Origin of the sequence: Curtobacterium sp. UNCCL20 (genome assembly GCF_900101675.1) — a bacterium.
In the GTDB taxonomy this organism is placed as follows: Bacteria; Actinomycetota; Actinomycetes; order Actinomycetales; family Microbacteriaceae; genus Curtobacterium.
Window position 1 is genome coordinate 1,565,835 of the sequence record NZ_FNKG01000001.1, and the last position, 12,604, is coordinate 1,578,438.

At 73.0% G+C, this 12,604-nt stretch carries 9 protein-coding genes; 4 read left to right on the forward strand and 5 right to left on the reverse strand.

From position 1 onward, the window contains the following. Positions 1–66: 66 nt before the first annotated feature. Both BLT36_RS07680 and BLT36_RS07685 read right to left on the reverse strand, forming a co-directional pair. Positions 67–588, reverse strand: a complete 522-nt coding sequence (locus BLT36_RS07680) for a GNAT family N-acetyltransferase (RefSeq protein ID WP_368086367.1) — start codon at positions 586–588, stop codon at positions 67–69. 9 nt (positions 589–597) lie between these two features. Then, a complete protein-coding gene (locus tag BLT36_RS07685) occupies positions 598–2,082 on the reverse strand; it encodes an aminopeptidase P family protein (protein WP_092093616.1) in 1,485 nt (494 codons plus the stop codon). Between the two features lie 69 nt (positions 2,083–2,151). Here BLT36_RS07685 and BLT36_RS07690 point away from each other — a divergent pair, with 69 nt between their 5' ends. Then, the gene (locus tag BLT36_RS07690; protein ID WP_092093618.1) at positions 2,152–3,024 is read left to right on the forward strand and encodes a PHP domain-containing protein; all 873 of its coding nucleotides are present in this window, start codon (positions 2,152–2,154) and stop codon (positions 3,022–3,024) included. Between the two features lie 166 nt (positions 3,025–3,190). Here the strand turns inward: BLT36_RS07690 and BLT36_RS07695 are convergent, their stop codons facing one another. Next, positions 3,191–4,672: a DEAD/DEAH box helicase gene (locus BLT36_RS07695; RefSeq protein ID WP_092093621.1), complete on the reverse strand. Its 1,482-nt coding sequence runs from the start codon at positions 4,670–4,672 to the stop codon at positions 3,191–3,193. Positions 4,673–4,763: 91 nt separating this feature from the next. Here BLT36_RS07695 and BLT36_RS07700 point away from each other — a divergent pair, with 91 nt between their 5' ends. Further along, a complete protein-coding gene (locus tag BLT36_RS07700) occupies positions 4,764–5,477 on the forward strand; it encodes a ferritin-like fold-containing protein (RefSeq protein ID WP_254787421.1) in 714 nt (237 codons plus the stop codon). Between the two features lie 21 nt (positions 5,478–5,498). On the opposite strand, the gene BLT36_RS07705 is transcribed toward BLT36_RS07700, so the two are convergent. Further along, positions 5,499–5,795: a hypothetical protein gene (locus BLT36_RS07705; RefSeq protein ID WP_092093623.1), complete on the reverse strand. Its 297-nt coding sequence runs from the start codon at positions 5,793–5,795 to the stop codon at positions 5,499–5,501. A gap of 4 nt (positions 5,796–5,799) precedes the next feature. Continuing rightward, positions 5,800–6,024 (reverse strand): DUF3107 domain-containing protein, encoded by a 225-nt coding sequence (locus BLT36_RS07710; RefSeq protein WP_092094477.1) that lies wholly within the window; start codon positions 6,022–6,024, stop codon positions 5,800–5,802. A 168-nt stretch (positions 6,025–6,192) separates the two neighbouring features. Between BLT36_RS07710 and BLT36_RS07715 the strand changes: the two genes are divergently transcribed. Together BLT36_RS07715 and BLT36_RS07720 are read left to right on the forward strand one after the other, a co-directional pair. Continuing rightward, positions 6,193–9,348: an ATP-dependent helicase gene (locus BLT36_RS07715; protein WP_175529540.1), complete on the forward strand. Its 3,156-nt coding sequence runs from the start codon at positions 6,193–6,195 to the stop codon at positions 9,346–9,348. Beyond that, positions 9,345–12,599: an ATP-dependent DNA helicase gene (locus tag BLT36_RS07720; RefSeq protein WP_254787424.1), complete on the forward strand. Its 3,255-nt coding sequence runs from the start codon at positions 9,345–9,347 to the stop codon at positions 12,597–12,599. Before BLT36_RS07715 ends, BLT36_RS07720 begins: the two co-directional genes overlap by 4 nt. The last annotated feature ends 5 nt before the right edge of the window (positions 12,600–12,604 follow it).

The window sequence follows — 12,604 nt, forward strand, 5'->3', positions numbered from 1 at the left end:
GCGGGAGTGTCCGCCGGGCGGCGTCGAGCGTGACGAATGTCGCCCGCTCGGTGAGGACGAACCGGTCTACAGGACCTTCGAGTAGCAGATCGACAGCGGGGCGCCGGTGTACGGGCCGAAGTTGGCGATGCGGCTGAATCCCTCGCGCTCGTAGAACCCGATGGCCCGCTTCTGCTCGTTGCCCGTCTCGAGCACGAGCGCCGGTGACCCGAGGTCGAGCGCGGCGTCCTCGAGGCGGCGGAGCAGCGCGGTCGAGACCCCGAGGCCGCGGGACTCCGGTCGGACGTACATCCGCTTGATCTCCGTGATGCCGTCCTGCACGATGCGGAGGCCACCGCAGCCGAGCGGTGTGCCGTCCTCGTCCCGCGCCAGGAAGAACACCGCGATCGACTCGGCCGTGGGCTTCTCGCCCGGCTCGGTGTCGCCGCCGTAGGCACGGTCGATCTCCAGCCGCTGGGCGGCACGGAGCCGCTGCGCGTCCGGGGAGTCGAAGTGCTCGACGTCGATCGAGAACACGGCCGGGTCGTTCCGGCCGGTGCTCGGGTTCGGGGTGGGGCTCGTGCTGGGGGAGACCTCGGGCGTCGTCACCCGTTCAGGCTAGCGGCCGGACCGGGCGATCCACCCCTCCACTTCCGAGGGGGTCCGGGGGATGCCGACCGACAGGTTCTCGGCGCCGTCCTCGGTCACGAGGATGTCGTCCTCGATGCGCACGCCGATGCCGCGGAACTCCTCCGGCACGGTGAGGTCGTCCTGCTGGAAGTACAGGCCGGGCTCGATCGTGAAGACCATGCCGGGCTGCACGATGCCGTCGATGTACATCTCGCGGCGGGCCTTCGCGCAGTCGTGCACGTCGAGGCCGAGGTGGTGGCTCGTGCCGTGCACCATGTAGCGACGGTGGAACTGGTTGTCCTGCTCCAGCGACTCTTCGGCGGTGCCGGGCAGGAAGCCCCACTCGGCGGTCTTCCGCGCGATGACCTCCATCGCGGTGGCGTGCACCTGGCGGAAGGTGATGCCGGGCTTCACGATCGCGAACGCGGCGTCGGCGGCCTCGAGCACGGCCTCGTAGACCATGCGCTGCACGTCGGTGAAGGTGCCGCTGACCGGCAGCGTGCGGGTGATGTCGGCCGTGTAGAACGAGTCGACCTCGACGCCGGCGTCGATGAGGATGAGGTCGCCCGGCTGCACGGCACCGTCGTTCCGGGTCCAGTGCAGGATGCAGGCGTGGTGCCCGGAAGCGGCGATCGTGTCGTACCCGACCGTGTTGCCGTCAGCACGGGCACGGCGGTTGAACGTGCCCTCGACGATGCGCTCCCCGCGGGGGTGCGCGAGCACGGCGTCGAAGTCGGCGATGACGTCGTCGAAGCCGGCCTTCGTGGCGTTCACGGCCTTGCGGAGCTCGGCGACCTCGTAGGCGTCCTTCACGAGCCGGAGTTCGGACAGGTCGCGAGCGAGGGCGTCGTCGGTCGCGGGAGCCGCATCGGTCGCAGCCGCACCGCCGACCGGGCTGCCGAGGCGCTCGTCGAGGGAACGGGTGAGATCGGTGTCGGCGTCGCGGACGACGAGTGCCGAGGCGTCGAGCCCGTCGATGACGGCGTCGAACGTGCCGAGGTCGGCGGTCGCGAGCCCGAGGTCGGCAGCGACCTCGTCCAGCGACGGGCGCGGACCGACCCAGAACTCGCCGATCTCCGGGTTCGCGTAGAACTCCTCGGAGTCGCGTCCGGCGGTGGCGCGGAAGTAGAGCGTGGCGTCGTGGCCCGAGCCGTTCGGTGTCATCACGAGCACGGAGCCGACGACGGTGTCGGTGCCCCAACCGGTCAGGTGCGCGAACGTGGAGTGCGGCCGGAACGGGTAGTCGCAGTCGTTCGAGCGGACCTTCGCCTGGCCGGCCGGCACGACGATGGTGCGGCCCGGGTGCAGCTCGGAGATCCGGGCGCGGCGCTCGGCGGCGAACGCTGCCTGCTCGCGGGGGTCGGGCAGCGGCCGGTCGCGGTCGGCCCACTGCGAACCGATGTAGTCCTTGAACGTCGACGACCCGGGGGTCGTGGAACGGTTGCTCGTCGCGCGGGGAGTCGTGTCGGCCATGGACCCATCATCGCACCGCCCGACGGACCGCGGCCTGTGCGGCTCCTCACCTGTGGATAGCATTGTCCCGTGCCCGATCCGTTCATCGACCTGCACGCGCACTCGAGCGTCTCCGACGGCACCGAGCGACCCGCGGACCTCGTCCGAGCGGCAGCAGCCGCCGGGCTGGACGGTGTCGCCCTGACCGACCACGACACGACGGCGGGCTGGTCCGAGGCGGCGGCGACCGTCCGCGACCTGCCGATGACGCTCCTCCCGGGTCTCGAACTGAGCACCCGTGTCGGCCACCGCAGCGTGCACGTGCTCGGGTACCTGGTCGACCCGGACGACCCGGGCCTCGTCGCGGAGACCCTGCGCATCCGCGACGGACGTCTCGCCCGTGCCCGCCGGATGGTCGAGCGCATCGGCCGCGACCACCCGATCACCTGGGACGACGTCCTCGCCCAGTCCACCCGCGGTGCCACGATCGGCCGTCCGCACATCGCCGACGCGCTGGTCGCCCGCGGGCTCGAAGCGGACCGCAGCGCGGCCTTCCGCGGCATCCTGCATCCGGCCTCCGGCTACTACGAACCGCACGAGGCGCCGACACCCCTGCGCGGCGTCGAGCTCATCCGACAGGCCGGCGGCGTGCCCGTGATCGCGCACCCGGCGGCCTCGTCGCGGGGCATCGTGATCGACGAGCCGATGCTCCGCGACCTCGTCGAGGCGGGGCTCGGCGGCCTCGAGGTCGACCACCGCGAGAACCTCGCCCACGGCAAGCGCACCCTGCTCGACTGGGCGACGCGCTACGGCCTGTTCGTCACCGGTTCGAGCGACTACCACGGCACCGGCAAGCCGAACCGCTTCGGCGAACACCGGACGTCGCTCGCGGCGTTCGACGCAATCCGTTCCGAGGCCACCGGCAGCCTGCCCGTGATCGGTGCGGGCTCCCGCCTCACCTGACCCGAGGCCAGCCAGCGCGCGGGAACGAGTCTCGCCCTCAGCGACAGGGCTCGTGGCCGTGGGCCCGAGAACGGTCGTCCAGACCGAGTCTCGGCACGGCCCGGTCCGCCAGTGGGGACGACGAAGGGCCCGCCGCGTCAGCGACGGACCCTTCGGCCTGGAGGTGCTACTCGCCGTCCGACGTGCCCTGCGGTGCCGAGGCGGTCGCCTCGGACGACCCGCTGCCGCTCCCGCGGCGACGGCGCCGACGACGACGCTTCGCCGTCCCGTCAGCCGATTCGCCCTCGGTGGGCGCCGACGCCGGAGCCGCGGACTCGGGTGCCGCAGCCTTCGGGGCGGACTGCTCCGCGCCTCCGGCCCGGCTCCGACTGCGCGAACGCGACGTGGTGCTGCCGCTGCTGGTGCGCGGACGGTCGCTCGTGCGCTTCTCGGCCGGGCCACCGGCGGAGGCGGCGTGTGCCGAGGCGCCCGGGAGGCGACCCTTCGTGCCCGCGGGGATGTCGAGCTCCTCGAACAGGTGGGGCGACGACGAGTAGGTCTCGACGGGCTCGGGGATGCCGAACTCGAGGGCCTTGTCGATCAGCGTCCACTTGTGCAGGTCGTCCCAGTCGACGAACGTGACCGCGATGCCGGTCTTGCCGGCACGGCCGGTGCGACCGGCGCGGTGCAGGTACGTGTCCGGGTCGTCCGGGATGGTGTGGTTGATGACGTGCGTGACGTCGTCCACGTCGATGCCGCGGGCCGCGACGTCGGTGGCGATGAGCACGTCGCGCTTGCCCGCCTTGAACGCCGCCATGGCGCGCTCGCGCTGCTCCTGGTTGAGGTCGCCGTGCACGGCCGCGGCGTTGAACCCGCGGTCCTTGAGCTCTTCGACCAGCTTCGCGGCGGCACGCTTCGTGCGGGTGAAGATCACGGTCTTGCCGCGACCCTCGGCCTGCAGGATGCGGGCGATGACCTCGTCCTTGTCGAGCGAGTGCGCCCGGTAGATGAGGTGCTTGATGTTGGCCTGCATGAGGCCTTCGTCCGGGTCGGTCGCCCGGATGTGCACGGGACGGCTCATGAAGCGGCGGGCGAGCGCGACGATCGGCGCGGGCATCGTCGCCGAGAACAGCATCGTGTGCCGCACGTCGGGGATCGCCTGGAAGATGCGCTCGATGTCCGACAGGAAGCCCAGGTCGAGCATGCGGTCGGCCTCGTCGAGGACCACTTCCTGCACGTGGGAGAGGTCGAGCATGCGCTGCCGCTGCAGGTCGATCAGGCGGCCCGGGGTGCCGACGACGATCTGCGCGCCGGCCTTGAGCTGCTCGATCTGGCCCTCGTACGCCTTGCCGCCGTAGATCGACACGATGGCCGTCGGGCGGTTCGAGGCAGCCAGCTCGAGGTCCTCGGTGACCTGCACCGCGAGCTCGCGGGTGGGGACGACCACGAGGGCCTTCACACCGGGCTCCGGCGCGGCACCGAGCCGCTGGATGAGGGGGAGACCGAAGCCGAAGGTCTTGCCGGTCCCCGTCTTGGCCTGACCGATGATGTCCTGGCCGGTGAGGGCGAGCGGGATCGTCTGCTCCTGGATCGGGAAGGGCTCGATGATGCCCTTGCCGGCGAGCGCATCGACGATGTCCTGCTCGATGTTGAGGTCTGAGAAAGTCAAAGAATCACCTTAGTTCTGGTGGAAGTCCGGACCAGTCTACCGACGGGCCGGTCCGGCGTGGGTGCAGGGTGCTTCCCGCTATGCTCTTCGGGTGGTGTCGTGGTGGAACCGGAAGCGCGCTGCGCAGCTCGCTGCCGCGTGGCTCGCGTCGCGCAACCCGCGGAAGGACTCGGTCGAGCGCCTGCAGCTCGACGACGTCAGCCCCGAGCTCGATGTGTACCTCGGGCAGGCCGCGTACCTGCAGCTCTCCCTCTACGAGACGATGGGCCGCGCCGGCGCCTCCGCCCCGACGCTCTCCGGCCGTCTGGTGACCGGGGTCCTCGCGACCACGGCGCTCGAACGGCACCGGACGATCGTCGGCGAGATCGAGCGGACCGGCGGCGACCCGGCTGCGCTGATGGCCCCGCACCGCGAAGCGATCGACCTCTTCCTCGAGCGCACGAGCGGCGCCGACTGGTACGAGTCGATGCTCACCGGCTACGTGACGGCGGGCATCCTCAACGACCTGTTCGGCAGTCTGCTCCGGTCGCTGCCGGCCGACGTGCGGGGACGGCTGAAGAACGTGTTCGACGCGCGGGAAGAAGCCGCCGTGGTCGAGGAACTGACCGCTCGCATCGAAGAGGAGCCGCAGGTCGGCTCGCGGCTGGCGATGTGGGGCCGGCGCCTGGTGGGGGACACCCTGCTGGTGGCCCGGTCGGCGCTCGCGTCGCACGCCCGCGAGGACCAGGAGCGGCTCGAGCCGGTCTGGACCGAGCTCATCGCCGCGCACACCAGGCGGATGGACGCCCTCGGGCTGACCGCCTGAGCAGCCGTCCGACGGGCTGGGTCAGGCGCCCTGGGCCTTGACCTGCTCGTAGTACGCCGCGTCCGCTGCCGTCCGGCGCCGGCCGAGGACCCACTCGGCGACGAGTGCGACCACACCGGAGCCGACGAGGGCGACGACCCAGATCCAGGTGCCGTCGTACTTCCAGCCCGCCCACGTCAGCGCTTCCCAGAGGACCGCGGCGACGATGCCGCCGACCGCCGGTCCGAGCAGGGACCCGCGGGTCGACCGCCAGGGCAGGACCACGTGTGCGATCGCCCCGGCGATCAGGCCGCCGAGGACGACGAAGAGCAGTTCCACGTCGTCAGGCGACGAAGCCGATGCGACGCGACTCCTCGGCGCCGACCTCGACGTAGGCGAGCGACCCGACGGGGACGATGAACCGACGGCCCTTCTCGTCCTGGAGCGACAGGTGCGTCGACTTCGCGGCGAGCGCTTCCGACACGGCCTTCTCGATCTCGTCAGCGGTCTGAGCGGTCTCGAACGCGATCTCGCGGGGGCTGTTGGTGATGCCGATCTTGATGTCCACGAGCACAGCGTATCCGAGCGGTGCAGGGCACCTCCGGACGTTCGCCGCAGGCGCACTGCGCGGGCGTCCGGATGCGCGTCCGGTGCCCGCCGGGCGGCTTCCCACGGCACGGTCGCCGGTCCGCCGTGGCGCGGCGGCGTTGTCGGTCGCGGCGGTTACCGTACGAGGGTGCCCCAGACCTCGCTGCTGCCAGCTCCCGCGGACGCCGGCGCCGCACGGGCACTGGTGGCCGACGCGTCGCAGGCCGCGGTGCTCGCACTGCCGGACGGTCGACACGCGGCGGTCATCGGTGCGCCGGGCACCGGCAAGACGACGACCCTGTCGCGGCTCGTCGCGTCGAGACTCACCCGTGCCGACGCGATCTCGCCCGACGGACACGCGACGGTGCTGGCCCTGACGTCGGCCCGCACCGCCGCGACCGCGCTCCGCGACCGCCTGGCTGCCTCGGTCGAGCGGGTGATGCCCGGCGCGCTGGCCCGCACCGTGAACTCGCTCGCGTTCCAGATCGTCGCGCACGCCGCCGCCGTGCAGGGGCAAGAAGCACCCACGCTCCTCACCGGTGGTGAACAGGACCGCATCATCGCCGACCTGCTCGCCGGGCACGAGGTCGACGGCACCGGCCCGGACTGGCCGGCACCCATCACCGAGGTCGTCCGCGAACGCGCCGGGTTCCGCACCGCGCTCCGCGACGTCATGATGCGTGCGGTCGCCGCGGGCGTCGAGCCCGAGGACATGCGCGAGCTCGGCGACGACACCGGGCGACCGGAGTGGCGGGCCGTCGGCGACTTCGTCGACGAGTACCGCGCGACCGTGACGGCGTTCCGGTCCACCAGCCTCGACGCGGCCGAGCTCGTCGCGTACGCCACCGCCGCGGTCCTCCGCGGACAGGTGCCCGCGAGCGTCGCGGCGCTCCGGCTCGTCGTGGTCGACGACACCCAGGAACTCGTCGAGGGGGAGATCGCGCTGCTCGGCGCGCTCGCCCGGTCCGGCGTGCAGGTGGTGGCGTTCGGCGACCCGGACATCGCCGCCTCGGCGTTCCGCGGCGCCGAACCGGACGTCCTCGGGCGGCTGGCCGTGCGGCTCGGTGTCGAGCGGGTGGACGAGATCGTGCTGACGACGGTGCACCGGCACGCTGCACCGATCCGGACGCTCGTGTCGGGCATCACCGCCCGGATCGGCGCGGCGGCGGCCGGTCGGCAGCGCACGGCGACGGCGACCGACCAGGACGCCCGGTCGGACGCGGTCGTCCACCTCGAGGGCGCGAGCCGTGCCGCCCTCGTGGTCGCGGTCGCACGACGACTCCGCGAGCACCGGCTCCTCGACGGCGTGCCGTGGCACCGGATGGCCGTCGTGACGCGCAGCGGCGCCGCGATCCCCGAACTCGTCCGGGCGCTGTCGGTCGCCGAGGTCCCGGCGACCGCGGGCGCTGCACCCGTCCGACCGCGCGACGACACCGCGGCGCGCTCGCTCCTCGACGCCGCCGCGGTCTCCCTCGGCGTGTTGCCGCTCGACGCCGACCTCGCGACCTCGTTCGCGACCGGCCCGCTCGGAGGGCTCGACACGCTCGCGATGCGCCGACTCCGGCTCGCCCTGCGCCGCGAAGAGCTCGCGGGCGGCGGCAACCGCACGGCCGACGAACTCCTGGTCGAGGCCCTCGGTGCGCCGGAGCGTCTGGCGACCGTCGACGCCGGGTTCGCCCGGCGTGCGACCCGACTCGCTCGGAGCCTGGTGCAGGCCCGTTCGGACGCCGAGTCCGGCGCGAGCATCGAGGAGATCCTCTGGGGGCTCTGGGAGCGCAGTGGCCTGGCCGGCACGTGGGGCGGGCAGTCCGCGGCCGGTGGGGTCGGCGCGGCCGAGGCGGACCGGCACCTCGACGCCGTGGTCGGGCTGTTCACCGCCGCGAAGCGGTTCGTCGAGCGCACCCCGGACGCACCGGCCCGCGGGTTCGTCGACGACCTGCTCGGGTCCGACCTGCCGGAGGACTCGATCGGCCCGGACCGCACCGCGGGCCGGGTCCGCGTGCTGACGCCCTCGGCGACGATCGGGCTGGAGTGCGACGTCGTCGTGGTGCTCGGGCTGCAGGAGGGCGTGTGGCCGAACACCCGTGTCCGGGGCAGCCTGCTCGACCCGGACGGTCTGGTCCGCGCCGCGGCCGGTGTGGAGCACTCGCCGACCGACGACCGGGCCGCCGTCATCGCCGACGAACTCCGACTCTTCGCCCGCGCCGTGTCCCGTGCGACGACCCAGGTGGTCATCGGCACCGTGGCGAACGACGACGAAGCACCCTCGCCGTTCGTGCGCCTCGTACCGGTCCCGCCCGACCGGCAGCCGACCGTGCACCCGCTCTCCCTGCGCGGGCTCGCCGGTTCCCTCCGCCGCCGGGTGGTCGCGACCGGTGACCACGAGGCGGCCTCGGCCCTCGCCCGGCTCGCTGCGGCCGAGGTGCCCGGAGCCTCGCCCGACGACTGGTACGGCCTCGCCGAACCCTCGACCGAGGCGCCGCTCGTCGACCTCGACGCCGACCCGGTCCCCGAGCACGAGGGCGGTGAGCTCGTCGCCCCGACCGTGTCGGTGTCGCCGTCCCGCATCGGCACGTACGAGGAGTGCCCCGTGCACTGGTTCGTGCAGACCTTCGGTGGCGGTGCCCCGAGCCCGGCGATGGGCATCGGCACCATCGTGCACGAGGCGATGGAGCACGCGACCGCCGTCGACGTCGAGTCGCTGTGGGCGCACGTCGAGGGGCGGTGGGACGAGCTGAGCTTCGAGTCCGCCTGGGTCGCCGACCGCGAGCGTGCCCGGACCCGGCGGATGATCGAGGGACTCAGCGACTACCTGCGCACCTTCGCGAGCGCCGGACGACGGCTGCTCGGCGCCGAGACGTCGTTCGCGCTCGTCACCGGCCCGGCCCGGATGCGCGGCAGCATCGACCGGATCGAGGTCGACCCGGACGGCCGGGTCAGCGTCGTCGACCTCAAGACCGGCCGCTCGATGCCGAGCGAGAAGAACGACATGCCCGAGCACCCGCAGCTCGGCGCCTACCAGCTGGCGGTCGAGGACGGTGCGGTCGAGGGCGTTCCGGCGGGTTCCGTGATGGCCGACGCCCGCCTCGTGTTCGTCCAGAACGCCCGCGGTGGGCACGCCTACTCGGAGCGGACCCAGCACGCCTTCGACGACGACGCCCGCGACGCCTACCGGCAGCGCCTGCACGGGGTGGCCGCGGGCATGGCCGGCCGCACGTTCGTCGCGAACGTCGACGACCACTGTGAGAAGGCGCGGACCGGCGTGGAGTGCCGCATCCACGTCGTGGGAGAGGTGACCTGGTGAGCGACGACCAGCTGCTCGACGGCCCGGGGACGACGACCGTCGTCACCCCGCAGCACGACGCCGACGCGATCGCCGACGCGCTCGGCCGTCCGCGCCCGACCGCCCAGCAGCGGGCCGTCATCGAGTCGCCGCTCACACCCGCGCTCGTGGTCGCGGGCGCCGGCAGCGGGAAGACCGAGACGATGGCGTCGCGGGTGGTCTGGCTGCTCGCGAACGGCATGGTCCGTCCCGACGGGATCCTCGGACTGACGTTCACCCGCAAGGCCGCCGGAGAACTGTCGGTCCGGATCAACGACCGGATCCGGGCGCTCGAGGACGTCGGCCTGCTCGACGCCGGCGACGCCTTCGAGGCACCGACGGTGTCGACGTACAACGCCTTCGCGAACTCGGTCTTCCGCGAGAACGCGCTGCTGGTCGGCCGCGACGGCGAATCGCAGGTCCTCACCGAGCCGTCCGCCTGGCAGCTCGCACGCCGGGTCGTCGTGGCCGCGCGTGACGACCGGCTGGCCGGACTCGACCGCGACGTCGACACGGTGACCGCGGCGGTCGTGGCGCTCGCCGGGGCCGTCTCGGAGCACCTGGTCGAGCCCGAGCACCTGCGGCGGTTCGCGATCGAGTTCGCCGAACTGCTCGAACTGCCCGGCACCAACCGCGGGACCCCGTACAAGGCGATCACCGACGCGGTCGCGGCCATCGGCGCCCTCGAACCCCTGGTGGACCTGGTCGAGGAGTTCCGCCGGCAGAAGGTCGACCGCGGCTTCGTCGAGTTCTCCGACCAGATCGCCCTCGCCCTGGCCGCTGCCGAGTCGGCACCGCGCGTGGTCACCGACCTCCGGCAGCGGTACGGCGTGGTGCTCCTCGACGAGTACCAGGACACCTCGGTGGTGCAGACGCGGTTCCTCGCGCGGCTCTTCCGCGGGCACCCCGTGATGGCGGTGGGGGATCCGCACCAGTCCATCTACGGGTTCCGCGGTGCGAGCGCGGCGAACCTGGCACGGTTCCCCCGCGACTTCGGGGATGCCGACAGCGGACCGGCCGCGGCCGTCCCGGTCACCTTCGCCCTCTCCACCAGCTGGCGGAACCCGGTCGACGTCCTCGCGGGGGCCAACGCCGTCGTCTCGCCGCTGTCCGAGGCGTCCGAGGTCGACGTCGAGCGGCTCTCCCCGCGGCCCGGGGCGGACGCCGGCACGGTGCACGCGGTCTTCCCGGAGACCCTGCCGGAAGAAGCCGACGCCGTGGCGCGCTGGTTCGCCGACCGGCGGGCTGCCGCACCCGGCGGTTCGATGGCGCTGCTGCTGCGCTCGCGGAAGGACCTCGCGGCCTTCACCGGCGCTCTCAGCACGCACCGGGTGCCGTTCCACGTGCTCGGCACCGGCGGGCTGCTCCAACGCCCGGAGATCGTCGACCTCGTCGCCTGCCTGCGCGTGCTGCACGACCCCGCTGCGGGCAACGACCTCATCCGGCTGCTCGCCGGGGCCCGGTGGCGGATCGGCGCCGCGGACATCGCAGCCCTGCACGCCCTCGCCCGGTGGCTGTTCGGCCGCGACCACACCCAGCAGCGGCTCGACGACGACCTGACGGCGGCGTTCCGGGCGTCGGTGGCGGCGGGGGAGCACGGGTCGATCGTGGACGCGCTCGACTTCGTGGCGACGGCCCCGGACGAGCACGGTGCCCTCGCGGACATCAGCGACGTCGGGCGGCGGCGGATGCGGGAGCTCGGGCAGCAGCTCGCGGCGCTCCGGTCCCGTGCCGGCGGCGACCTCGTCGACTTCGTCACGCTCGTCGCGCAGGAGATGCGCCTCGACATCGAGGTCGCCGCGCACGAGCAGGGGAGCGGGGCGTTCCTCGACGCCTTCATCGACGAGCTCGCCGGCTTCGTCACCACGGACGACCGCGCCGACCTCAGTGCGTTCCTCGGCTGGATCGACGCCGCCGCCCGACGTGACGACATGGGGCCGCGCTCCGAGGAGCCCGAGGCCGGCACCGTGCAGATCCTGACGATCCACGGTTCGAAGGGCCTCGAGTGGGACGCGGTCGCCGTCCCGCGCCTGGTCGAAGGCGCCCTGCCGGCCCGTCCGCAGGAGGGCTCGTCCGGGTGGATCGGCTTCGGCCGCCTGCCGTACGAGTTCCGCGGCGACGCCGACGAGCTCCCGCGGCTCGACTGGCGCGGCCACGACGCGCAGAAGGACGTCACGCTCGCGATCGACGCCTACAAGGAGCAGGTCAAGGCGCGCAACGAGGACGAGGAGCGTCGGCTCACCTACGTCGCCCTGACCAGGGCCAAGCACGACCTGCTCGTCTCCGGGTCGTTCTGGGCCGGTGGTGTCCGTCCGACGGAGCCGAGCCGGTACCTCCGCGACCTGGTCGAGGCAGGGGTGGTCGAGGGCAGGGCGATCCCGGAGACCACCGAGCACGACGAGAACCCGCTCGGCGACGCCGGATCCACACAGTCCTGGCCGCACGTGCCGTTCGGCCAGCGCGCCGCCCGGGTCGTCGCCGCCGCCGACCGGGTGCGGAACGCCAACCCCGGAGCGGCCGGGCGCTTCGCCGCCGACATCGACCTGCTGCTCGCCGAACGGACGGCCAACCGGAAGGCCCGGCACGCCGTCGTCGTCCCGCACCGGGTTCCGGCGTCCGGCTTCAAGGACTACCTCTCCGAGCCGGACGCGGTCGCCGAGCGGCTGCGTCGGCCGATGCCGGAACGGCCGTACCGGGCGACACGCCTCGGCACCCTCTTCCACCAGTGGGTGGAGCAGCGCGCCCGCAGCGGCGGGTCGCTCGAGACGCTGGACGCCTGGGACGACGAACTCGACCTCGACGCCGACGAGCGGGTGGACGCCTCCGTCGACGCCGTGGTGACCGACGACGACGCCCGGCGCCTCGCGGACTTCCAGGCGACCTTCGCCCGATCACGGTGGGCCGGGCTGACCCCGACCGAGGTGGAGCGCGAGATCCACATCCCGTTCCTGGGGCACAGCGTCGTCTGCAAGCTCGATGCGGTCTACGAGATCGACGGGCGCGCCGAGGTGGTCGACTGGAAGACCGGCAAGGCCCCGAAGGGTGCGGAGGACCTGGCGAAGCGGCAGCTGCAGCTCGCGCTCTACCGCGTCGCGTACGCCGAGTTCACCGGGCGGCCGATCGACGAGGTCGACGCGGTGTTCTACTTCGTCGCCGACGACCTCGAGGTACGGCCGCGCGAACTGCTCGACCGCGCCGGACTCGAGCGCGCCTGGCGCGACGCGATCGGCTGACGGCC

Bases quoted from the DNA above. Each gene is read 5' to 3' on its own strand.
- BLT36_RS07685 (WP_092093616.1), bottom strand. From the start codon at position 2,082: ATGGCCGACACGACTCCCCGCGCGACGAGCAACCGTTCCACGACCCCC.